This window comes from Desulfoplanes formicivorans (assembly GCF_001748225.1).
GTDB lineage: Bacteria > Desulfobacterota > Desulfovibrionia > Desulfovibrionales > Desulfomicrobiaceae > Desulfoplanes > Desulfoplanes formicivorans.
In genome coordinates this window covers 267,317-289,825 of record NZ_BDFE01000015.1, presented here as the reverse complement: position 1 = coordinate 289,825, position 22,509 = coordinate 267,317, and the positions used below count along the sequence as shown (strand labels likewise).

Genomic DNA, 22,509 nt, shown 5'->3' with positions numbered 1-22,509 from the left:
TTTTTGATGAGTTATTTGGTGCTGTGTTCGGTCATGGCAATGGGGTTACGGTTGTTCCATCTGTTGAGTCCATGTTTGTACAGATAGCTGGCACTCTGGTAGTATCCGATAGTGGTCTCTTTTTGTCGTGATGTCAGGGGAGCTGGAATAACAAAACTATCTTGCATGGTCTCTGTCTTGATATGATAACTGGTTATTTTTTTCTGGGGTTCCAGGATGGTGAGTGTTTGGTTTTCAATGAGCCCCAGTTTTTGGTAATTGCCGATGAACGCACGGGGGACAAATTCCTTGGACAGGATATCGCGACCAAAGAATTTGCTCGTATAGCTCCAGTTGAGCCTTCCCAACAGGGTGGGCATGAGATCTATCTGACTGGCCAGAGTGTCCACGTGCCCGGGAGTGATCAGCTTGGGTGCGTAGATGAATAACGGTATATGGTAGCGATGTACCGGCAGTTCAGATTTACCCGCGCTGTGGGCACAATGGTCTGCCACCACCACAAAAATGGTGTTGTCGAACCAGGGTTTTGTTCTGGCTTCCTTAAAAAATTGCTGCAGGGCGTAATCCGTATATTTGACCCCGCCGCTGCGGCCTTCATGGGAAGGAATATCTATTTTTCCGTCTGGGTAGGTAAAGGGACGGTGGTTGGATGTGGTCATGACAAATCCGAAAAACGGTTGGTCATGCTTGTAGGACGCATCAAACTCCCGAAGAGAACGCCGCAATATATCCTCGTCACATACCCCCCAGATATTGGCAAAGGTGATTTCTTCATCAGCCAGATCACTTCTGTCCACCACGTCAAATCCGTTGCTGCTGAAAAAGGCATTCATGTTATCAAAATAGCCGTATCCTCCATACAGGAACATGGTTTTGTAGCCCCGTTCTTTGAACAGAAATCCGGCAGAAAACATGTTTTCGCAGTCGGGACGTTTGACAATGGAACGCCCCGGTGTGGGCGGGACAGACAGGGTGACAGCCTCCATGCCCCGGACGGTTCGGGTCCCGGTGGCGTACAGCCGGGTAAACAAGAGACTGTCCTTGGCCAATTCATCCAGAAACGGGGTCAGCCTCCTGGTATTGCCAAAGGTTCCCAGATACTTGGCACTGAGGCTTTCAACCATGATTACAACCACGTTGGGTTTGTGTTCCTGTCCCTGATGTACAATGCGGCGGGTTATCATTCCGTCCTGGAAGTCCTGGGGTTTTCGCCCCATGGCCTTGTGCAGTGCGGCAAATCCCTTGGCAACGGGCATGGTGGCATACAGGGTCTCATAATCAAGCTGGTTATTGATGAAGGCTGAAAAAAGCTGGTACACGCCGTTTTTTGCCAGTTCGTTTTCATGCATGTTGTTGGACAAGGATGCCCATGAGGTATCAATCAACTGATAATTCAGGAACATGACCATACCCAGCAGCAGGCTGATCATGGTCCGTTTGATTAGAGGCAAAGTCGTTTGTTCCATTATGCCGATGTGGTGACGAAATACGGTCACAAGCACGGCCGCTACGGCAAAGATGCCAGTAAACAGGGCTGGAACCGGATAGGATTCCCAAATATTACCAATAACCTCGTTGGTATACACCAGATAGTCCACGGCAATGAAATTGAACCGGACGCCGAATTCGTCCCAGAACAGAAATTCCGCCACCCCATCAAACAGCAAGAGGGAAAAAATCACGAAAAAAAGGCCCAGCAGGATGCCGCGGTTTATTCGGGTATTGAACCATTGTCCGGGGAGGATGGTCAGATAAATCAGCAGGGGAAGGGACATGTAAAGGGATGCCACCAGATCGTACGCATAACCTGTGGCAAAAATACGTACCAGCGATCCTGGTGTATGGGGTATTTCAGGAAAAACAAGGACCGTGAAAACCAGTCGAACCACGAAGAACGTGGCAAGGCAGGCCAGCACGAAAAAAACAAACAGTCGGTATCGGCCAAGGCAATTATCACACGATTTCATAAGCATCCTTTGTACAAAAGAAGAAGTAGAGCCATTTTTTCCATGATCGGTCGCGTGTCTTCTTCCCGTTTGGGTGTGCAGTCATGCACCAGATGGTTTTGGCTGTGGGGAGAGAGTTTCATGCCGGTGGGTGGTGCTGACTGCTGCAACATGTCGGGTTGGCGTGTCCCTGTTTTCTGAGGGGCCTGGTGGGCGGACCGGTCCTTGGGGGTGTTGTCCTGGTGTCTGGAGTGAAACGCTCTTAGCAGGCTGGAAATGTCGTTGCGGGCAAGTTCATTGACCATATTGTTGTCGGAAATGGTGTAGCTGGTCGTGAAGGTCCACAGGACCGGCACCAGAAAAAGACCATATACGGCAAGAACGGCAAGGCGACAGGTGTAGCCGGCCGGGTGTTCAAAAGCCTGGTCCAGGCTGGGCCAGATTTTAACAAAAATTAAGGCGGCCAGCAGCATATCCGTGAATATGATCCATATGAGGGGATAGGATTTCCAGGCGCTGGTCAGAAGGTCACCGGGAGCAAGCAGATACCTGACGGCCACGTGATTGAAGCGGGCGTTGTATGTATGAAAAAAGAGGCCTTCCACTTCCACGAGAAAAAGCAGGCAGTAAAGGCTGCAAAAGACAAACAGGGCAAAGCCGATGCGCTGTCCCCTTGTGCGGGCCAGGGTGTCGGGCAGGAAGGTCAGATACAGGACCAATGGCATGAAAAGAATGGCAAGGGCCGCGCAATCATTGAGAACACCTGCCCCCAGAATGAAAACAAGGTCTGCCCCGCTCATGCCTCCTGAAGAACCTGAGAGTTTCCACAAGGCAAGACGAAGAAGCAGCGACATGGTGAGGTAGATGGCTGACAGGCCATAAAGAGGTCTGAATCGATCGGGTAGTGACATGGGGCCACGCGTTTTTTCATGGGACAAGGGTTGGCTGCCAATCCCTGCAGCAAAGAGACCTTTTCGGGATCTATCAAGGAGCGCGCCAAGAATTATTTGTCTTTGAAAACAAATAGTTATTTCTTTTTGAGGGCATGGTTTGTACAAATTTTTGTACAAATAGATGCGGGATATGGATGGATGTTCTGATTTTTGGACGTGGGGATGGGGGCAGGTCTGAATGATGTTTGGCCCTGTTTGGGCACAACACACGGGTGATGCTCGCGGAATGGTCTCAGAGGTTGTCGAGCATGCGCGATGTTTGCTGGGGAGAGTACGTCCGGGGGGCTGGGCACGGTCTGTTCTTGCTTATTCCAGGTGCAGTTTGCCGAGTTTGTATTGCAGATTGCTTCGGCTGATGCCCAGGCAGGCGGCTGCCCGGGCCTGGATGCCATGGCACTGGATCAGGGCCTGGCTGATGATCTCTTGTTCCATGCGTTCAAGATGTGCAGGTAGGGAAAAGTTGGGAGGGATCATGGTCATGCGTGAGGCAAGGTCCGGAGGATTTTCTCCGGCATATCGGATTTCCTCGGGCAGGGCATCGCGTTCAAGGATTGTCTTGGAACTGAACAGGATACCGCGTTCAATGGCGTTGCGCAGTTCCCGGATATTGCCCGGCCAGGTATAGCGTTCAAGGCAGCTCATGGCTTCCGGGGCAATCTTCTGCACCGGTCGATCAAGTTCCTTGGCCAGGCGTTTGAGAAAAAACAGGGCCAAAAGCGGGATATCTTCTGCCCGTTCCCGCAAGGGAGGAACGCGCAGTTCCACCACCCGGAGCCGGAAAAACAGATCCTGACGAAAGGTTTTTTCCTGGACCATGGTTGCCAGATCTCTGTTGGTGGCCGCCAGTATTCTGATATTGCTGGAGAGTTCTACGGTTCCCCCTACCCGGCGAAATTTTTTTTCCTGCACTAGGCGCAGCAGTTTGGCTTGAAAGGCAAGGGGGAGTTCTCCCACTTCGTCCAGAAACAGGGTTCCCCCGTCAGCGAGCTCGGCCAGACCTTTTTTGCGTTGGGCAGCACCGGTAAAGGCTCCACGCTCATGGCCGAAAATTTCGCTGTCCAGCAGGGTTTCGGTCAGGGCAGCGCAATTGACAGCCACCCATGCGTTGTGATGCCTGGGGCTGGCCTTGTGCAGGCTGCGAGCCACCAGTTCCTTGCCCACCCCTGTCTCTCCGGTGATCAGAACAGGCGAAGGGGCGTTGGCTACCAGGGCGATTTCCCTCATCAGTTTTTGATGGGCAGGTCCCTGGCCGATGATTTCCTGATCGTACCTGTTTTCCACCTGCATCTGCAGCGCCTGGATCTGGAGTTGACTGCGATACAGGGTGAGGGCCTGGTTAATGGTCACCAGGACCTTGTCATTGTCAAAAGGCTTGAGCAGGTAATCGTATACACCGTTTTTAATGGACTCCAGGGCCGTTTGTACCGTGGCAAAGGCGGTCATGATGATAAAGGGCATATCACCCATGTCTTCACGGACTTTCTGAAACAGGGCCAGACCGTCCATGCGGGGCATTTTCAAATCGGAAAGCACCAGGGAGATGGGTTCCCTGGCAAGGATATCCAGGGCTGCAAATGCGTTGTCCGCCGTGCTGACCGTGTATCCTTCGCGACGCAACAGCTGGCCAAGCACCACGCAATAGTTTTTTTCGTCATCAACAACCAGAATATGTGCTGGTGTCATTGAGCAGTCTCCGTGGGCAAAAGGATGCGGACACAGGTGCCTGCTGGGGACGTGTCCTTGATATCAATCCTGCCGTTGTGGGCCTGGATGTACTTGAAGGCATTGGCCAGTCCCAGCCCGGATCCCCTGGATTTTGTGGTGAAAAAGGGGGTGAAAATGGTTTCCCGGATTGCTTCGGGGATACCCGTGCCTTGATCCTGGATTCCAATGATGAGCTGGTTTGCAGAGTACGTGCAGGTGACTTCAATGGTATCTCCCGGTGAGGAGGCCTCTGCTGCGTTGAGGATCAGGTTCAAAAGCGTTTGTTCCATCAGATCGGGATCTATGCGTACCATCGGGAGGTCAGGCTGACAGTACAGGGCGAGTCGGATATCCTTGGTCTGGGGCAGGTTGCTGAAGCGGTCCAGGCAGGTGCGCAAAAATGTGTGCATCTGACAGGACTGAAACTGCGGGATTGTGGGTCGTCCAAAGGCCAGAAAATCATTGAGCAGGTTGTTGAGTCGGTGGGTTTCTTCCCCAATGACGTGCAATAATTCCTCGGCCTCGCTATCACTGGCTGCAACCTTATCTTCCAGCAATTGCGCTGATGAGGCCACAATGCCCAGAGGGTTTCTGATTTCATGGGCCACGCCTGCAGCCATTTCGCCAAGGGCGGCCAGGCGTTCCTGACGGTGGAGCTGTTCTTTGGCCTCGGCCAGCTGGTGCAGAGAGTTTCTCAGGGATTGCTGGCTTTCACGCAGGGATTGGTTGAGGGCGACCTGTTTGTGGAGTTGGTGGCGCATTGTTCTGGCCAGAAATTGAACCAGGACCGCCACCAGAAAAAAGACCAGGGCCGGGGTGATGAATTCCGGCAGATCTTCTCTGAGCTCTTCCGTGGGAAACTGATCCATGGGGATGAGGAGAAAATAGAGCATGGTGGCGCCCACGGTAACGAGCAGGGTCGGTTCCAGTTCCATGCGCATGGCCGCCGTCAGAATGGGGAGCAGAAATATGGCCCAAAAGGCACTTTCTTCCTGGGGTGTGGTGGTGCTCCAGACCATGAAAGCGCAGAGCACAAGAGATATACCCAGATGGATCGTGGCAATGGCAGGTGAACGAAAAAGGTCCCATGTTTGCTGGTGATTGGTGTAGAGATGGTAGCCGCCCAGCAGAAGGAAAGCCGTTCCCGCGATCCATGGATTGATACCCGGCGTGAAATGGATGATGCAGACCAGGAAGAGCATGACCAAAAGGATCATGCCCCAGTCGAAAAATTGTGCAAGTGAAGGGTGTTGCATACAAGATGATGGTGTTGGAAGGGTTTACGCCAAGGGAGCTTTTCCATTCCTACTTCAGCGTACGTAAAAGGCTTTGGATGACATTGCAATGGGCGTTTGGGGGTTCTTGGCCCTCCTGGACGGATAGGGACCGGCGCTCAGGTCAGGTTTCCTGTTGCATCAGATTCAGGAAAACATATCAATAGGTGCTGGAAACAGGAAACCTGACGTAACAAAGAGTAAAACGTAATCAGGGAGCAATGACATGTTTTCTTATACGGTGTTTGACACCTCTTTGTGCCGTATTGTTCTGGTGGGCAATGAGAACGGCCTGACCAATCTGCACATGGACACGGGTGAAGGCAGGCGTTCCCTTGTCATCAAGGACTCATGGACCAGGAGCCCCGGACTGTTCAGGGACATCCGGAAGCAGATTGAGGAATATCTGGAGGGGACGCGAAAGGTTTTTTCCGTTCCTTTGAATCCCCTTGGAACGCCTTTTCAGAAGAAGGTGTGGCAGGTCCTTGGCGACATACCCTATGGCGAGGTGCGCACCTACAAGGAGGTGGCCACGTCTCTGGGTAATCCCAATGGAGCGCGGGCTGTGGGCATGGCCGCGGCAAACAACCCCATTCCGGTCATCATCCCCTGCCACCGGGTCGTTGGCACCAATGGTTCCCTTACCGGGTTTGCCTTTGGACTTGGGATCAAGCAGGCTTTGCTTGATACGGAACAACAAGACCTTTGAATCGTGTCGCCTGTCCCCTTTGTTCCCGGCAAGCACGGTTGTAGAAGCTGCTCCCGGTATGCACGGGTAAATGATTCCTTTTCCCAAGGCCGCTGTTGCAACACAACGTTTCGTGATCAGTGTTGCCAACCGGGCAATGCAGGAGAATTTCTTGATGGTTGGTCACAAATAATGTATTAACTGCCCGGAACAATGTAGTTTCATTATATTATTCATGCCACCCCGTGCTGAAGTCCCCATTGCCTCCAACAGGAGGTGTTGTTGTTCCTGTCGAGGTATGGGGAGCCAGTCAAATCAGTCCTGCCAATTCATAGGAAAACGATCATGAGTAATCGAGAAACCCTTGCTCGGCGTATAGACATGGCTGCCGGGCGAACTCCCGTGGATACGCTCATCACGAACTGCAAGGTTGTTGATGTTTTTTCCCAAACCATTTTTGAGCGCCCTGTTGCCATTGGTGACGGCAAAATTGTTGGATTCGGTGAATACGAGGCCGGTAAAATCATCGATGTTGCCGGTGGATACGTTATGCCGGGCCTGATTGATGGTCATGTTCACATTGAATCTTCCCTGGTTTCTCCTGCCCAGTTCGCACGATGCGTTTTGCCCTACGGGACAACAACCATTATTGCAGATCCCCACGAAATCGCCAATGTATGCGGCCTTGAAGGCATCCGATACATGCTGGATGCGGCCAGGGACCTTCCGCTCAACGTTCGCATCATGCTTCCGTCCTGTGTACCGGCCACGCCCTTTGAACATGCAGGGGCAACACTTGACGCCAAAGAACTTGCAACCCTCATCGATCATGAAGGCGTGCACGGCCTTGCCGAAGTGATGAACTTCCCTGCTGTCGTCAACAGCGATCCGGCAATGCTGGATAAAATCTGCATGGCTTCTTCACGCGGGCGTGGCGTTGATGGACATAGCCCTGGATTGTCCGGGCGTGACCTCATTGCCTATGCAGCTTCCGGGATCAAAACCGACCACGAGTGTTCCACTGTGGAAGAAATGCACGAACGCATTCGCCTTGGCATGTACGTTCTCATTCGTGAAGGTTCCGCAACAAAGGACCTTCGTGCCCTGGTAAAAGGGCTTACAAATGCCAATTATCACCGCTGTGTCTTTTGCACTGACGATCGTGAACCAGCAGACATTCTTGCCAACGGCCATTTGAACAAGAGCCTCAGGATTGCCGTGGAAGAAGGCGTGGACGCACTTCAGGCCATCACCATCGGGACATTGAATGCTGCCACATGTTTTGGTCTCAAGGGCAAAGGGGGCATTGCGCCGGGGTATGACGCGGATATCATGGTTGTCCGGGATCTTGTGGACTTTGAAGTAAGCCACGTGTTCACCCGGGGCGAGCACATCGCTCAGGACGGCACCCTTCTTGTGGAGCCCAGGGAACTTGAGCGGCAGTCTGTTCGCAGCTCTGTGCATATCCCCCCTCTTTCTCTTGAGGATTTCAAACTCAAGGTTTCCGGCAGCAAGGTACGCACCATCCACGTTATTCCGGGAACGATCCTGACCGAGTCCGTCGTCAGAAACGTTGTTCTGGATGAGGAAGGGTGTTTTAACGCACAAGACAACGCAGGGCTTGCCAAAATTGCCGTGATTGAACGGCACAAGGCCATCGGCAACATCGGTCTTGGCATTTTTGAAAACTATCATATCCAAAACGGGGCCGTCGCAACGACCGTTGCCCACGATTCACACAACATCGTTGTGGCGGGCGACAACGATGCAGATATGCTCGTGGCCGTCAACGATCTCAAGGAAATGGGCGGCGGCATCACCCTTGTGCGTGAAGGCAAAGTGCTCGGCCACCTCCCGCTGCCCATTGCAGGCCTGATGTCCGACCAGCCGGCTCAAAAGGTTGCACAACAAATGAAAGAGCTGCTGGATCTTGCCCAAACATTGCATATCAACCCGGCATTACAGCCGTTTATGACCCTCAGTTTTATGAGTCTGCCTGTCATTCCGGCCTTGAAACTCACAGACTGCGGGCTCTTTGATGTAACCACGTTTTCCTTTGTGCCTGTTGCAGCCGACCGGGATTGATCTCCTTTTTCGTATCTCCAACAGGTCCGGTTTTATGCCATGCAAAAAAAAGCAGCCTGAGACGCATACGTCTCAGGCTGCTTTTTTTTGCATGGTCCTTGTCATTGCGTTGCAGGGGCGGGTTGCACTCCCCTGCCGCACTTGGCCGGATTCAGTTCGCATCCGGGCTTTCATGATGCCCGCAATCCACGTGATCACACACAATCTGTTGATCCTGAATCTTGCCTGCCAGCCACTGGGCCACCACGTCATCAATGGGTCCGGAACAGCCCCGTACAACCTGGATATGGTTGGCTTCCAGAAGATTGACGGCGCCCTGCCCCATGTTTCCGGCCAGCATGACAGAAACGCCCTTTTCCACAAGGGTGCTGACGATATTGGATTTACATCCACAGCCGGGAGGAGGGGTCACGGTTTCCCTTGCCACAATGTTTTGAGCATCATCCAGGGTCAAAATGGTGAAAAACTCACAATGACCAAAGTGACCGTCCACATGGGTTCCGTTTGATGGCAGTGCTATTTTCATGATCGTCCTTCCTGTAGCAAGATGTTGTTGGTTCTCGGATCAGGTGGAGTAAGGACGATATGTCTTCCTGTCAACGCCACCCGCGTTCTTTTTCAAGGCAACAACCTGTCGGATGCAATGGGCACAAACCGGTTCGTTCATATCATCTGTTACGGGTAACTCCTTGCTGCGGGGCATTGTTGATGAAGACTTTACTGGAGCATTGGTTGTTCAGGATCAGTTGATTCACCCCGGGGAGAAACGTCGTTTTGTCTGCCTCCAGGCCTTTTGGGCGATCAGGCACGCTGCTGGTCGCGTGAGGACCGGGGATTCACCCTGGCCCTGATCTTTCGGGGATCAGGCAGACTCATGGCCACGAGAGCAAAGAATACCGGCAAGTATGCAGCAGCAACCATGGCGAACCATATGCCATAGACGTCGGCAATTTTGCCAAGGAACGGTGTGGCAGCGCCTCCGATGGAGATGGCCACCCCGAGGGTAATACCCGAAGACAGCCCCACGCGATGGGGAAGATAGCTTTGCCCAAGGACAATGGAAGGGCTGAAGGTTGCGTACAGGAAGAATCCGATGGGGATCATCACCAGCAGGGCCATGTGGGCATTTTCAATGAAGATGAAAATGGGCAAAAACAATGTCAGTCCCAGAAATCCCATGATGATGACCCGTTTCTGACCCCATCTGTCTGCCAGGTTGCCGCCCGCCAGGTTGCCCATGATGCCGGAGACAGCGAAAAATGAAAGAGCCAGTGACCCTGCAACTTGTGACTGATTCAGGTGGCTTGCCCAATAGATAGGTATGAAGGTATTCAGCCCGAAAAAGATGATGGATCTCCCGATGATGACAACGGTCAATCGTAGAAACGCCCACCAGTCTTCTTGCTCTTGCCGGCTGCCGGGTACTTTGGGGGAGTGCTTCGTGACCTGTGTCAGTTGGCTGAATGCGGAATACTGGGTCGCCATAACCATGGCCATGATAGAAACAGGAACAATAAGGACGACTGTGCCGGGTAACCCCCATTGCATGAGTGCAGTGGTTATGAAAACAGGACCCACGGCAAAACCGATATTTCCGCCAACCCCGAAAATGCTCATGGCTGTATTTTTATGATTGCCCGCTGCAAAATGGACCAGCCTTGCCGCTTCGGGATGGTAGGCAGCAATGCCGATCCCACTTACAACGGCCAGCACCATGATGAGTTGGTATGTCGTGCAGAATCCGCTCATTCCAAGGCCGAGACCAGCGGTCATCAAGCCTGCGGACAGCAACCATGGTTTGGAAAATCTATCGGCAGCAAGGCCGAACAAGGGTTGAATAATACTTGAAGCCACATTGGCGGCAAAAACAATACTGGCCGCTGCCGTGTACGAGAGATCATACTCGGTGATAAAAAAGGGCAACAAGGCCGGTAACGCCCCCTGGTTGATATCCGTTACCAGGTGTCCCAGAGACAACATCCAGATGAATCGGTTTTTCATGACCTCTCCCCCTTACGTCATGATCGAGTCGGTTAGGGGGAAAGCTGACATGCAATCATGTTTTGAACTTTCGATATGAAGACAACAAATATCGCAAATGAGACAATCTCTGTTGCTTCCGATGCGACCCGGAGCTTCATGGCCCTTCCCCGTCCGGTTGTTGCTTTGGCAAAAGATTTTCCAGCCGGGCATGTTACATCGTTTCACCATCATGCACGCTCGCAGCTTCTCTATGCCTCTTCGGGCGTGATGACGGTGACGACAGATGACGGGATCTGGGTTGTTCCTCCTTTTCGGGCCATCTGGATTCCGGCCAGGATGCGGCATCAGCGACGGACATCTGGTCCCTTGTCCGTGAGGACGTTGTATATTGACCCCGATTATTCTTCCGGTTTTCCCCAAGGGTGCTGTGTTGTGGCCGTGTCTCCCCTGCTGAAAGAACTTATTTTGCATGTGGTCAGCATGCCGCAACCATATCCCCTTGGCGGGCCGGAAGAACGACTGGTAAAGGTACTTCTGGATCAGATTCATGCCGTGGATTTGAAATCGCTGCGTCTTCCCATTCCCAGGGATCTCCGGCTCAAAAAAATATTTTCCGCATTACTAAAACATCCTGGGGACAAAAAAACCTTGGATGAATGGGGAAGGATTGTGGGGGCTACCAGGCGTACTTTGACCCGACTTTTTCAATCGGAAACAGGTATGAGTTTTGGGCAGTGGAGACAGCAGATACGGATTTTGGAATCATTGCGACGGCTGGCAGAAAAGGAACCTGTCACTTCCGTTGCCATTGATCTGGGATATGAGAGTCCGAGTGCATTCATATCCATGTTCAAAAAGGCGCTCGGAAAAACCCCGGGTCATTATTTTGAGTACGGATGATGGTTCAAAAGGGGCTTGTTCCAAAAGAGGGTCGTCTGGCGGGACAGGGAGAAGGCTCGTCCTTGTTCCATGTCATGGAAGAGCTTGCTGTATGTGGTTTCCGGGCCCAGCCTGCACATTATACCCGGCTGCATCATATACCAGGGGCATCGTCTTTCAGGAGAAGGACGATGCCCCTGGATGTTTACGGGCCGGAAGGAATATGGGTTCCAGTCTTTTGGATTTTCCAGCACAACCGGGCCCTGCAGCGGTGTGCATGCTTACGCCTTGGGGTTATTTGGCAAAACGTTTGGTTATGGCTGGTGCTTCCTTTTCCTCGGAAAAGGGAGAGAGGGTACGCAGGTTTTCAATGAGAGACGGCATGGTCTGCAACACGAAATCAATATCTTCCTGGGTGGTGAATCGACTCAAGCTGAACCGGATGGATCCGTGGGCAAAGGTAAAGGGCACGTTCATGGCCATGAGCACGTGGGAAGGCTCCAGAGAGCCGGAGGTGCACGCCGATCCCGAACTGGCACAGATGCCGACCTGATCCATCATGAGCAGAATGGCCTCCCCTTCCACATATCCAAAGGAGATGTTGGTGGTGTTGGGCAGACGGTTCTCCGGGTCGCCGTTGACCCTGGTATGGGGAATGGCTTGCAAAATACCGGTTTCCAGTCGGTCGCGCAGGGCTTTCACCGTGGTGTTTTCCGCTTCCATGTTGGTTTGGGCCAGCTCGCATGCCTTGCCCAGAGCCACGATGCCGGTGGTGTTTTCTGTTCCTGCCCGTCGGCCGCGCTCCTGGTGGCCGCCGATGAGAAACGGATGAAAGGCAAGACCCTTGCGTACGTACAGGGCCCCTACTCCCTTGGGTGCATGGAGCTTGTGCCCGGAAAGGGAGAGCATGTCCACGGGGATTGCGGACAGATTGATATCCACCTTGCCCACGGCCTGCACAGCGTCCGTGTGGAAAATCACGCCGTTTTCCCGGGCAATATGAGCCATCTTTTCAATGGGATATATATTGCCGGTTTCATTGTTGGCCCACATGACGGACACAATGGCGGTGTCCGGACGGAAGGCTTGTTTGTATTCTTCAAGATCCAGCCTGCCGTGTTCATCCGTGGACAGATAGGTGACCTCGTATCCTTTCTTTTTCTCCAAGTGGGTGCACAGGCTCAAAATGGCCGGATGCTCCACGGCTGTGGTGATGATGTGTTTCTTTTCCGGGAAGGCTTCCAGGGCGGATCTGATGGCGGTATTATCGGACTCGGACCCGCAGGAGGTAAAGATGATCTCCCTGGCATCACACCCCAGGAAGTGGGCCACCTGGTCCCGGGCTTCCCTGATTTTTCCGCCCACCTGTCCGCCAAAGCGGTGCATGGAAGAGGGGTTGCCATAGAGTTCGGTGAAATAGGGCTTGATGGCTTCGAAAACCTTGGGGTCCACACGGGTGGTGGCGTTATTGTCCAGATATATGGTATGCATCTGTTTAGTCCTCCAGAATGACCTTGATGTCGGGATCGACTTTTTCCCTGAGTTTGGCTTCCACCAGATTTTCCAGGGTTGCCTTGCTGGACGGGCAGCTTGAGCACATGCCCGTGAATTTGACGGTGACCTGTTTTTTTTCAATGTCAATGAGTTGGATGTTGCCACCGTCAGCCTGGAGGATGGGACGGATGTCCTGGTCCATGACCGATTCAATGAGGTGCATGCGCTGGATGTTGGTCATGCCTTCAGCCGGAAAGGCCGGAGCCTTGCAGGGGGCGGGACAGGATGTTTCTCCCCGTGCCTGGCGCAGAAGCCGGGCAATCTCGTCGACACATTTGCCGCAGCCACCACCGGCCTTGGTGAAGTTGGTCACATCTTCCACGGTTTGCAGGTCGTTTTCCTTGATGGCCCGCAGGATTTCCTCGTCAAAAATACCAAAGCATTCACAGACAAGATTTCCTTCGTGGGAGTGCTCGGCCTTGGGGCCTGCTTCACCACGCATGTTCTTGATGGCCTGTTCCAGGGCTTCCTGGCCCATGACGGAACAATGCATTTTTTCCCGGGGCAGACCGCCCAGGTAATTGGCAATGTCCTTGTTGGTCAGCTTTTCCGCTTCTTCCACGGTTTTGCCGATGATCAGCTCGGTCAAGGCCGAACTGGAAGCAATGGCGCTGGCGCATCCAAAGGTTTTGAATTTGGCGTCGGTGATAATGCCGTCTTGTACCTTGATGTACAGAGTCAGGGCGTCACCGCAGGCCAGGGAACCCACTTCGCCGACACCGTCGGCGTCCTCAATGACTCCTGCGTTTCTGGGGTTGAAAAAATGGTCTTTGACTGCATCGGTATATTCCCACATAGACGTTCTCCTGGATGGGTGTGCATGAAAAAGTATGGCCGGGATTGGCGTTTCGTATTGGCATGTCTCTGCGTTTGTGCGGATTTCAAACGTCAGCTTGTTGGTCGGAGAGGTGGACAGGAAGGCATCGCAACGGTTCAGTGGGATGTATCCTTGATACCGGCAGAACGTGATGGGTTGTTCCCCATGGCGCAGCGGCAGGGTATGGTGTCTGATTTCTCCCGACAAGCAGGTTCATTTGAACGCATATTCAAATAAAAATGTATCCTGATGTCGTCAAGGGTGTTTTATCGCTTTTTGTTCAAAAAAACGGCAAGGGGTCCCCTGCCGGGCAGACCGCCATGTTCATGACGCGTACCTGCAAGGAGATATATGAAAAACAGATGCACATGGTGTGGTAGCGACCCGTTGTACGTGGCCTACCACGATACAGAATGGGGTGTTCCTCTTCATGATGACCGGCTTCTGTTCCAATTGTTGATTCTGGAAGGCGCTCAGGCAGGACTCAGCTGGCTGACCATCCTGAGACGTCGTGAGCAGTACATAAAAGCGTTTGAGGGGTTTGATTGCCAACGCATGGCCCGGTATACTCAGGCCGATGTACAACGTCTTCTCGCCGAACCCGGCATCATCCGCAATCGTCTCAAGATTACCTCGGCCATAAGGAACGCCCGGGCCGTTCTGGGCATCCAGGAACGATACGGCTCTCTGGATGCGTATCTCTGGCAGTACGTTGATGGTGAGCCCATTCAGAATCAGTGGACGTGTGTGGATGACGTGCCTGACCAAACCGATTTATCCCAGAGGATAAGCAGGGAAATGAACAAACTGGGGATTTGTTTTTTCGGGCCTGTCATCTGCTATGCATTCATGCAGGCGGTGGGCATGGTCAACGATCACACCGTGGATTGCTTCCGGCACCGGGAAATCGTGGCCTTGGCAACAAGCTGACCTGAGGGGATGCTGCAGCTGATTCCGGGGGACGACACGTCTTCCTGTTGCCTGTGTGTCCTGCGGTAAAGGCAAAAATCCTTGTCAATTGCAGATTGAATGAATATTCAACTTCCACCCGGTCAATAAACCTGTGCGAGATGGTGTCCTGCACAAGCAGATAAAGGAACAATCATGGCAAGAGCCCAATTTGACAGAGAAGAAGTCCTCGACAAGGTAATCGAACTGTTCTGGGAAAAGGGGTACAGCGGTTCTTCCATGCAGCAGGTAGTCAATGTCACCGGCCTCAAGCCTGGTTCCATCTACCTGTCTTTCACCAACAAGGAGGGGTTGTTCCGGGAAGCCCTGGAACGGTATGCCCGCAAGAGAAAGGAGCAGCTTCGTGCCGTATTGGATGGCGCACCAAGTGTAGGGGAAGGTATTTGTGCGGTTTTCGAGCAAATCGTTGGTGAAACCACTGCTGCCGACTATACCAGCTGTTTTCTCGTCAAGACCCAGCTCGAACTGGCTCATGAGAAAAGCGAGCTGCAAAGCTTGGCTGATGCCAAACTCAACGAGGTGGAGGCACTTTTTCGTACGTATCTGGAAAAGGAGTACTCCAGAGAGGTGAGCCGGGATCGCGCCACCAGCATCATGCTGCATATTTTTGGTGTACGGGTGTATGGTTACAGGCAGGATTCGGCCGAGCAGATCCGGCGGGGGTTGCGTCAGGGACTGCCCTGGTTGCCCTGGCCTGGCAAGGAATGATTCGAATTTTTCTCGTCGCACATGACACAAGCCATAACGCCCCTGTTCTGCCGGCAGAACAGGGGCGTTATGGCTTTGTGGGGATATCCGCGGGTTTTTTTCCTCAGTCTGAAACATTGACCCATGAATCAAAAAGGTCGTGTACCCACAATTTTCATGTCGGTCCGAGAGTTCCGTTCCCTCAACGTGAGGACCCGGCTGTGTTTTAGGTGTCAACTTCCGTGAATCCGGCCTTTTGCAGTTTGCGAAACACCGTGCTCCGGTTCAGGTCCAGGGCCTTGGCTGCCTTGGGAATGGATCCGTAGACCGAAACGGCGTTTTTGAGAATCTGGGTTTCGAATTCCGTGACAATGTCCTTGAAACTCTTGCCGCTGAAATCCTCCAGTCCCATGTTGAGGGCTCGGCATGTATTGTCCACCGTGCTTTTGGCCACCATGGCCGCCGGGAGATCTTCCACCTGAATCTTGTTGTTGTCACAGGTGACAACCAGGCTGTGGATCAGATTTTCCAGTTCACGCAGATTGCCGGGCCAGGCGTAGTTGAGCATGGTTTCTTCGGCCATGGAGGAAAGGGTGACCTGCCGTTTGTAGCGCCTGTTGAACTGTTTGATGAAAAAATAGATGAGCTCGAAAAGATCCTCTCCCCGTTCCCGCAAAGGGGGGATGTTGATGACCGCCACGCGCAGCCGGTAAAAGAGATCGCTTCTGAAGTTTCCCTTTTTCACTTCTTCGGCCAGGTTACGATTGGTGGCTGCAATGATCCGGACATTGATTTTTTTGGTGGTGGTGGCGCCTATCCGCTGGATGTCGCCGTCCTGCAGGACCCGAAGCAGCTTGCCCTGCATGGCCAGAGGCAGCTCGCCGATTTCGTCGAGAAACAGGGTTCCCTTGTCCGCCATTTCAAAGAGTCCCAGTTTGCCCCTGGAATCGGCTCCGGAAAAGGCCCCCGGAGCATAGCCAAAGAGTTCCGACTCGATGAGGTTTTCCGGGATACAGGTGCAATCGACCTTGAAGAATGATTTGTCCTTGCGCGGGCTGTTCCTGTGCAGTTCCTTGGCCATGACATCCTTGCCCACGCCGGTTTCGCCCAGATACAGGACCGTTGCATCAGTCTTGGCCACCTTGCGTACCTGTTTGAACAATTGCCGCATGATGGCGCTTTTGGGGGTCAGGTACAGGGACGAGTTGTCCTGCTTGATGGACATTTGAAAGGAATCAATGAGCTGGCGCTGGGCAGCTACCTGGTCCTTGAGCTGGGAGATGAGGGCAATATCCCGGACATAGGTGACCACCATTTCCACATCATCGTCATAGTCGAATATGGGATGGGCAATCAGGACCACCTTGCGTGTCTTGCGGTTGACCTGCACGGCTGTGACGGTTTTTTTCTTCTGAACGACCTCGGGGTTGAGGGCCAGGTCGAAAATCCCTGTTTCCACCAGCTCGGCAACATTTTTCCCCAGCAGATCCTCGGCTTTCAGCCCCGTGAGATTCTCGTACATGGAGTTCACCGCCAGGGTCACTCCGTTTTTATCCGTGATGTACAATCCGTCATTGAGCGTGTCGAACACATTGCACAGGTAGGTGGCAATGAGGCTTTTGCGTTCTTGAAGGATGTGGTGTCGATGTCTGTTGAGATTCAGATTCATTGAAACAGCTCCTTGGAAAGAGGCATGACCAGGGAAATGCCGGCAAACAAGAGGACGCCCAGCAGGAGTTTGCGGTTGGATGTGCGGAAGAACCGTCTGGAAAAGCGTATTCCCATGAGGCCTCCCACAAGAGATGCCGGACAGGCCAGGGCGAAGTTGAGCAGGGTCTGCCCGGTTTGCAATCCGGCCAATGTCTGCCCGGTGATAATGGCACTGCAGGTGATGATGAATGAAGCCCCGAGAAACCCCTTGGCCTCGTCGGCGCTCCAGCCGGAAAGGGTGGCAAAAATCGCCAGAGGTGGCCCGTTGAATCCAAAGGCCGTGCCCAAAAAGGTGGAGCAGATGCCCGTTGGTATGCCCCACACAGGGTAAACACCTTGGGGTTCCTTTTTCTCGAAAAACAGGGAGTACACCGCATAGGCGATGAGAAACATTCCCATCAACCTTTCCAGACTCTCGTCATGAAAGGACGTAACAAGGGCTATACCCCCAATGGCTCCCACCATTCCCCCCATCAGGACATAGAGCAGATGTTCCCAGCGAATGCTCTGCCGGTAGGTCCAGGCCAGTTGCATGTTCAGCACCAGAACGATCAGCGTGGAGCTGGGAACGGCCAGATTCAGGGGCATGAAATGAACCGCAATGGGCATGGCCACCATGGCCGCTCCCAGGCCCACAACATGATTCACAAACCCGGCAATGAACCAGGCGGCACAGAACACAAATAATCCCATGGCTATTTTCTCGCTGCAAAAAAGGGTTGCTTCGGTACGGGCGTGCGTGTCCGTGTGCTGGCCCCTTCTCAGCAGCAGGGCTGGCGTACTGCGGCACGTCGGTTTCTTGCCTGGGTCAGGCTGTCGAATCCCACTGTTTTGAGGGGAAGGGACATGCCGGGCTCATGGTCCCGGACAGGTGCAGGCAGGCGCGGCATGGAAACCGGATGGACCCGTAACGACCTTTTTGTCAGCAAAAAACAGGCCGGGATTGAGTGCTGCTTTTGGTATCAACCTTGCTATCGGGTGCAGCATTCAATGTGAAAACTTAACAGGAGATATTTCCATGAACGTCATTGATTTCAGATTCAGACCCCATACTCCGGAAGTGGTCAATGGTATTGCCAACAGCAAGATGTTCAAGGACCTTTGCGAGGCCATCCATTTTGAAAAATGCAAGCCCGAATCCTTTGACGCCATCATAAAGGGTATGGACGAGAATCATATCGTCAAGGCCGTTATCACGGGACGCGACTGCGAAAGCACATATGCCTCCATGGCCAATGGCAATGGCAGCCTGCTGGAATTCTGTGAGAAGTGCCCTGAAAAGTTTATTGGTTTCTGGGGTATTGACCCCCACAAGGGCATGGCCGCCATCCGTGATTTGGAGCAGGCCGTGACGCAACACGACGGCATTCAGGGAGCGGCCATTGATCCCTATCTGGCCAAGATCTATCCCAATGATGCCCGGTATTATCCCCTTTACGCCAAGTGCTGCGAGCTTGAGATCCCCGTCATCATGACCACGGGAACAGCCAGTTTTGTTCCGGGTGCGGTCATTGATCACGTTGCCCCGCGGTACATTGATTTTGTGGCCCGTGATTTCCCCGAGCTCAAGATCATCATGAGCCATGGTGGATATCCCTGGGTGGATGAGGCCATTATCGTTACCCAGCGTAACAAAAACGTATTCATTGAGATGTCCGAATACGAACTCTGGCCCCATGCAGAAGCCTACACCACGGCCGCCAACGAGCTCATTGCCGACAAGATGCTTTTTGCTTCGGCCCACCCCTTTATCGACTACCGCGAACAGCTTGAAAAATACGCCAATCTTCCCTTTGAAAACGAGGTGTACGAAAAGGTCATGTATGGCAATGCCGCCCGCATTCTCGGGATGTAGTTGCTGATTCTGTTGCCTGCACAATCCCCGGAAACCCTGTTTTTCGGGGATTTTTAATGTTATTCCAAGTGATTATTTTCTCAAGATGCTGTTTTGCATCAGGATGCAGATTTGCACCGCTACGCTATTTGTACGGCATATGGAAGCTTTGAGGGGAAACGTGATTTTTTGCACAAGTATTGGTGTTTTTTTGCACCAAATACGGCACCGTTTCTGTCTGTCCTGAAGGCTTCTGCTTCCCGAACAGGGACGGGCCTGGAGAGAACGGCAAAAAGTTTCATTTTACAGGAACCTGGAGATTGTACGTATCCGTGGTATGTCTCTTGCTGACCTTCGGGGCACCATGTCTCATCCGTAACTGAAACAATTCGAGGGGGACCGATGATTGATCGTAAAACGTGGCTCTATGGGGCCCTGCTTTTGGGCTGGGCAGTTATTGTGCTGGGTTTTCATGCCTATGCCGGGAAGAGTCGGACCGAGGTGGTGAAGATCCGGCTGGCCCATCCCATGGCACCGGGAAACAATGTGACCCTGGGGTATGAGAAATTCGCCGAACTGGTGAAGGAAAAGTCAAAAGGCAAGATCGTTGTCGAGGTGTATGGCAGTTGCATGCTTGGCTCCGACCGAGTGGGCATGGAATCCGCCCAGAGCGGTTCCCTGGAAATGGCCTCCAGCTCTTCGCCGAACATGGCCAACTTTTCCAATGACTTCATGATCTTTGATCTCCCCTATGTCACGGATATCAAATATCAGAAAAATCTCTATGATGCCTTGGATAACGGTCCTTTGGGTAAATATTTCGACAACCTGGCCGAAAAGATCAACCTTCGTCCGGTCATGTTCAGCGAATACGGGTACCGTAATTTCGTGACCACGGGGCGGCCCATTTCCACGGTTGATACGGTTGAGGGCCTCAAGGTCCGGGTGACCTCCTCGCCTGTGGAAATTGCCACGGCCGAGGCCCTGGGCATGAGTCCTACGCCGGTGGCCTGGGGTGAAACCTATACCGCCATGCAGCAGGGTACAGTGGACGGCGAAGGCAATACCTTTTCCCTGCTCTGCGATGCCAAGCATAACGAGGTCATCAAGTCGGCCATAGATTCCCGTCATAATTACAGCATGCATATGCTCATGGTGAACAACGAGTTCTGGAACAAGCTTGATGCCCGACAGCAGCGCATCATTTCCGAAGCCGCTCACGAGGCCCTTGTCTATCAGCGGGGAATAACAAAAACTCTGGAAGAGGTTGCCACCAAAAAATTTCAGGACCAGGGCATTGCCGTGCATTTCCTGACTCCCGAGGAACTCCAGGCCTTCAAGGACAAGACCCGCTCCGTCTGGGACAAGTACCGCAGTTCAATTCCCCAGGAGCTTTTCGATATGGTGGCCGCGACCCAGACGGACGACTATGTGGCTGTGGGAGATGCCGATTCCGGAACGAACAAGGGGCTCTACAACGCTGTAGCCACCTCCCTGTAATTTTCTAGTGAGATACGAGGAAACAACATGCTTGCACATATACTGGATCCCGCCCACAAAACCAGGGGCTTTTGGGGCTGGCTGGACGAAAATCTTGAAAAGCCCTTTCTGTTTGTCGGACTTCTGGCCATCATCTTCATCATCACCTGGCAGACCCTGTCCAGGTACATCCTTGCAAAACTCACCGGCAGTGCCAGTGCCGGGGCCTGGTCCGAAGAACTGGCCCGGTTCATCTTCATTTGGATTTCCTATCTGGCCATTCCCCTGGCCATCAAGAACCGGGAAAACATCCGGGTGGACATCCTTTTTGACCGTCTTTCCGAGCGGTGGCAGGGCATTTTCTGGATCGTCAATGATCTCTGCTTTCTGGTTCTGGCTGTGGCCGTGACCTTTCTGGGTGCCGACAAGCTCAGAATCCTCACCGACTATCCGCAGATCGCTCCTGGCCTGAATATCTCCTATGCCATTCCCTATGCCATTTTGCCCATAGGGTTTGCCCTCATGTGCCTGCGTCTGGGCCAGGATATCTACCAGCAATACCAAAAGACCGGCCTGAACGATTCCCTGCTTGCCGTGCTCATCACGGCCGTGCTCTTCACTCCTGTGCTCATTGGTGTGAAGTTCAGTGCGCCTGCCCTGCTTTTCGGCTACTTTTTGGTGTTCATTGCCATTGGTGTGCCCATCGGCATCAGCCTGGGGCTGGCCGCCCTGGTGACGGTAACTGTTTCGGGTACGCTTCCTGTGGCCTACATTGCCCAGACCGCGTTCACCTCCATTGACAGTTTTCCCATCATGGCCATTCCCTTTTTCATTGCTGCAGGTATCTTCATGGGTGCCGGAGGGTTATCCACCCGTCTTTTGAACCTGGCTGACGAGCTTCTTGGCCCCCTACCCGGAGGCATGGCCCTGGCAACCATTGCCACCTGCATGTTTTTTGCCGCCATTTCCGGTTCCGGACCAGCCACCGTGGCCGCCATTGGCTCCCTGACCATTCCGGCCATGATCGAACGCGGCTATGACAAGTTCTTTTCCTGTGCCGTTGTTGCCGCAGCCGGTGCCATCGGGGTCATGATTCCGCCCAGCAACCCCTTTGTCATCTACGGTGTTGCCGCCCAGGCCTCCATCGGCAACCTGTTCATCGCCGGTATCGTGCCCGGCCTCCTTACGGGCCTGGTGCTCATGGGCTTCAGCTATGTCTATTCCAAAAAGAAAGGCTGGATGGGTGAGGAAAAGGATCGTTCCATAAAGTCCGTGTTCAAGGCTTTCTGGAATGCCAAGCTGGCCCTTATGGTCCCGGTCATCGTGCTCGGGGGTATCTATGGTGGGTTGATGACCCCCACCGAGGCTGCAGCCGTGGCTGCATTCTACGGTCTGATTGTCGGGCTGTTCGTGTACAAGGGGCTCAATCGCCAGAATCTGGTCAAGACCTTCATGGATGTCTGCTCCACCTCGGCCATTGTCATCATCCTCATGGCCATGGCCAAGGTCTTCGGCAATGTCATGACCATTGAACAGATACCCACGGCCATTGCCAATTTCATCCTCGGCCTGACCAACAGCAAGATCGTCATTCTCCTGCTCATCAATGTGCTGCTGCTGTTCATCGGTACCTTTATGGAAGCCCTGGCCGCCATTGTCATTCTGGTGCCCATCCTGCTGCCCATCGTGCTCAAGGTCGGGGTTGACCCCATCCATTTCGGTATCATCATGGTCGTCAACCTGGCCATCGGGTTTGTCACCCCGCCGGTGGGCGTGAACCTGTTCGTGGCCGCTGGCGTTGCCCGGGTCAAACTGGGTGATATCTCCAAACAAATTGTGCCCATTCTGGCCCTGATGATTCTGGTCCTCTTGGCCATCACCTACATTCCCGCCATATCCCTGTGTCTGATTGACGGGTAGACTTCCCTCCCTGACACCCAAAGTCCC

18 protein-coding genes are annotated in these 22,509 nt (G+C 53.2%); 8 read left to right on the top strand and 10 right to left on the bottom strand.

Annotated elements, in window-relative coordinates:
- Positions 1-11: 11 nt before the first annotated feature.
- From DPF_RS06240 to DPF_RS06225, 4 genes are all read right to left on the bottom strand, one after another.
- Positions 12-1,967, bottom strand: coding sequence for an LTA synthase family protein (locus DPF_RS06240; protein ID WP_176724185.1), 1,956 nt, complete (start codon positions 1,965-1,967; stop codon positions 12-14).
- On the bottom strand, positions 1,964-2,857 hold the full coding sequence (locus tag DPF_RS06235; protein ID WP_141721071.1) for an LTA synthase family protein: 894 nt from the start codon (positions 2,855-2,857) through the stop codon (positions 1,964-1,966). The genes DPF_RS06240 and DPF_RS06235 overlap by 4 nt, the downstream gene beginning before the upstream one ends.
- A gap of 348 nt (positions 2,858-3,205) precedes the next feature.
- Complete coding sequence (locus tag DPF_RS06230) at positions 3,206-4,582, bottom strand: sigma-54-dependent transcriptional regulator (RefSeq protein WP_069858117.1); 1,377 nt, start codon at positions 4,580-4,582, stop codon at positions 3,206-3,208.
- Positions 4,579-5,859, bottom strand: coding sequence for an ATP-binding protein (locus DPF_RS06225; protein WP_083254509.1), 1,281 nt, complete (start codon positions 5,857-5,859; stop codon positions 4,579-4,581). Before DPF_RS06225 ends, DPF_RS06230 begins: the two co-directional genes overlap by 4 nt.
- Before the next feature lie 244 nt (positions 5,860-6,103).
- Here DPF_RS06225 and DPF_RS06220 point away from each other — a divergent pair, with 244 nt between their 5' ends.
- The gene (locus tag DPF_RS06220; RefSeq protein WP_069858115.1) at positions 6,104-6,586 is read left to right on the top strand and encodes a methylated-DNA--[protein]-cysteine S-methyltransferase; all 483 of its coding nucleotides are present in this window, start codon (positions 6,104-6,106) and stop codon (positions 6,584-6,586) included.
- A 324-nt stretch (positions 6,587-6,910) separates the two neighbouring features.
- Positions 6,911-8,650, top strand: a complete 1,740-nt coding sequence (gene ade, locus DPF_RS06215) for an adenine deaminase (RefSeq protein ID WP_069858113.1) — start codon at positions 6,911-6,913, stop codon at positions 8,648-8,650.
- A 151-nt stretch (positions 8,651-8,801) separates the two neighbouring features.
- Here ade and DPF_RS06210 read toward each other — a convergent pair whose 3' ends face one another.
- Together DPF_RS06210 and DPF_RS06205 are read right to left on the bottom strand one after the other, a co-directional pair.
- A complete protein-coding gene (locus DPF_RS06210) occupies positions 8,802-9,176 on the bottom strand; it encodes a NifB/NifX family molybdenum-iron cluster-binding protein (RefSeq protein ID WP_069858111.1) in 375 nt (124 codons plus the stop codon).
- A 275-nt stretch (positions 9,177-9,451) separates the two neighbouring features.
- The gene (locus DPF_RS06205) at positions 9,452-10,651 is read right to left on the bottom strand and encodes an MFS transporter (protein WP_069858109.1); all 1,200 of its coding nucleotides are present in this window, start codon (positions 10,649-10,651) and stop codon (positions 9,452-9,454) included.
- 138 nt (positions 10,652-10,789) lie between these two features.
- On the opposite strand from DPF_RS06205, the gene DPF_RS06200 reads away from it, so the two are divergent.
- Positions 10,790-11,533 (top strand): AraC family transcriptional regulator, encoded by a 744-nt coding sequence (locus DPF_RS06200; protein WP_069858107.1) that lies wholly within the window; start codon positions 10,790-10,792, stop codon positions 11,531-11,533.
- Between the two features lie 273 nt (positions 11,534-11,806).
- Here the strand turns inward: DPF_RS06200 and nifS are convergent, their stop codons facing one another.
- Both nifS and nifU read right to left on the bottom strand, forming a co-directional pair.
- Positions 11,807-13,003 carry a cysteine desulfurase NifS gene (gene nifS / locus DPF_RS06195; RefSeq protein WP_069858105.1) on the bottom strand — a complete coding sequence of 399 codons (1,197 nt, stop codon included), beginning with the start codon at positions 13,001-13,003 and terminating at the stop codon, positions 11,807-11,809.
- A gap of 4 nt (positions 13,004-13,007) precedes the next feature.
- On the bottom strand, positions 13,008-13,862 hold the full coding sequence (gene nifU / locus DPF_RS06190; protein WP_069858104.1) for a Fe-S cluster assembly protein NifU: 855 nt from the start codon (positions 13,860-13,862) through the stop codon (positions 13,008-13,010).
- 372 nt (positions 13,863-14,234) lie between these two features.
- On the opposite strand from nifU, the gene DPF_RS06180 reads away from it, so the two are divergent.
- Entirely contained in the window at positions 14,235-14,813 is a 579-nt protein-coding gene (locus DPF_RS06180) for a DNA-3-methyladenine glycosylase I (protein WP_069858101.1), read from the top strand.
- A 174-nt stretch (positions 14,814-14,987) separates the two neighbouring features.
- Positions 14,988-15,560 carry a TetR/AcrR family transcriptional regulator gene (locus tag DPF_RS06175; RefSeq protein WP_069858099.1) on the top strand — a complete coding sequence of 191 codons (573 nt, stop codon included), beginning with the start codon at positions 14,988-14,990 and terminating at the stop codon, positions 15,558-15,560.
- 205 nt (positions 15,561-15,765) lie between these two features.
- On the opposite strand, the gene DPF_RS06170 is transcribed toward DPF_RS06175, so the two are convergent.
- Positions 15,766-17,208: a sigma-54 interaction domain-containing protein gene (locus DPF_RS06170; RefSeq protein ID WP_083254508.1), complete on the bottom strand. Its 1,443-nt coding sequence runs from the start codon at positions 17,206-17,208 to the stop codon at positions 15,766-15,768.
- On the bottom strand, positions 17,205-17,942 hold the full coding sequence (locus DPF_RS06165; RefSeq protein ID WP_069858096.1) for a sulfite exporter TauE/SafE family protein: 738 nt from the start codon (positions 17,940-17,942) through the stop codon (positions 17,205-17,207). Before DPF_RS06165 ends, DPF_RS06170 begins: the two co-directional genes overlap by 4 nt.
- A 325-nt stretch (positions 17,943-18,267) precedes the next feature.
- On the opposite strand from DPF_RS06165, the gene DPF_RS06160 reads away from it, so the two are divergent.
- The 3 genes from DPF_RS06160 (at position 18,268) to DPF_RS06150 (ending at position 22,482) form a co-directional block, all read left to right on the top strand.
- Positions 18,268-19,104 carry an amidohydrolase family protein gene (locus tag DPF_RS06160; RefSeq protein WP_069858094.1) on the top strand — a complete coding sequence of 279 codons (837 nt, stop codon included), beginning with the start codon at positions 18,268-18,270 and terminating at the stop codon, positions 19,102-19,104.
- Between the two features lie 381 nt (positions 19,105-19,485).
- Positions 19,486-20,583: a TRAP transporter substrate-binding protein gene (locus DPF_RS06155; RefSeq protein WP_083254507.1), complete on the top strand. Its 1,098-nt coding sequence runs from the start codon at positions 19,486-19,488 to the stop codon at positions 20,581-20,583.
- A gap of 27 nt (positions 20,584-20,610) precedes the next feature.
- Positions 20,611-22,482, top strand: a complete 1,872-nt coding sequence (locus DPF_RS06150) for a TRAP transporter large permease (protein WP_069858092.1) — start codon at positions 20,611-20,613, stop codon at positions 22,480-22,482.
- Positions 22,483-22,509 lie beyond the last annotated feature (27 nt).

Excerpts from the sequence above, each read along its gene's own strand:
- DPF_RS06240 (WP_176724185.1), bottom strand. The coding sequence starts at position 1,967 with ATGAAATCGTGTGATAATTGCCTTGGCCGATACCGACTGTTTGTTTTT.
- DPF_RS06235 (WP_141721071.1), bottom strand. The coding sequence starts at position 2,857 with ATGTCACTACCCGATCGATTCAGACCTCTTTATGGCCTGTCAGCCATC.
- DPF_RS06230 (WP_069858117.1), bottom strand. The coding sequence starts at position 4,582 with ATGACACCAGCACATATTCTGGTTGTTGATGACGAAAAAAACTATTGC.
- DPF_RS06225 (WP_083254509.1), bottom strand. The coding sequence starts at position 5,859 with ATGCAACACCCTTCACTTGCACAATTTTTCGACTGGGGCATGATCCTT.
- DPF_RS06220 (WP_069858115.1), top strand. The coding sequence starts at position 6,104 with ATGTTTTCTTATACGGTGTTTGACACCTCTTTGTGCCGTATTGTTCTG.
- ade (WP_069858113.1), top strand. The coding sequence starts at position 6,911 with ATGAGTAATCGAGAAACCCTTGCTCGGCGTATAGACATGGCTGCCGGG.
- DPF_RS06210 (WP_069858111.1), bottom strand. The coding sequence starts at position 9,176 with ATGAAAATAGCACTGCCATCAAACGGAACCCATGTGGACGGTCACTTT.
- DPF_RS06205 (WP_069858109.1), bottom strand. The coding sequence starts at position 10,651 with ATGAAAAACCGATTCATCTGGATGTTGTCTCTGGGACACCTGGTAACG.
- DPF_RS06200 (WP_069858107.1), top strand. The coding sequence starts at position 10,790 with ATGGCCCTTCCCCGTCCGGTTGTTGCTTTGGCAAAAGATTTTCCAGCC.
- nifS (WP_069858105.1), bottom strand. The coding sequence starts at position 13,003 with ATGCATACCATATATCTGGACAATAACGCCACCACCCGTGTGGACCCC.
- nifU (WP_069858104.1), bottom strand. The coding sequence starts at position 13,862 with ATGTGGGAATATACCGATGCAGTCAAAGACCATTTTTTCAACCCCAGA.
- DPF_RS06180 (WP_069858101.1), top strand. The coding sequence starts at position 14,235 with ATGAAAAACAGATGCACATGGTGTGGTAGCGACCCGTTGTACGTGGCC.
- DPF_RS06175 (WP_069858099.1), top strand. The coding sequence starts at position 14,988 with ATGGCAAGAGCCCAATTTGACAGAGAAGAAGTCCTCGACAAGGTAATC.
- DPF_RS06170 (WP_083254508.1), bottom strand. The coding sequence starts at position 17,208 with ATGAATCTGAATCTCAACAGACATCGACACCACATCCTTCAAGAACGC.
- DPF_RS06165 (WP_069858096.1), bottom strand. The coding sequence starts at position 17,942 with ATGGGATTATTTGTGTTCTGTGCCGCCTGGTTCATTGCCGGGTTTGTG.
- DPF_RS06160 (WP_069858094.1), top strand. The coding sequence starts at position 18,268 with ATGAACGTCATTGATTTCAGATTCAGACCCCATACTCCGGAAGTGGTC.
- DPF_RS06155 (WP_083254507.1), top strand. The coding sequence starts at position 19,486 with ATGATTGATCGTAAAACGTGGCTCTATGGGGCCCTGCTTTTGGGCTGG.
- DPF_RS06150 (WP_069858092.1), top strand. The coding sequence starts at position 20,611 with ATGCTTGCACATATACTGGATCCCGCCCACAAAACCAGGGGCTTTTGG.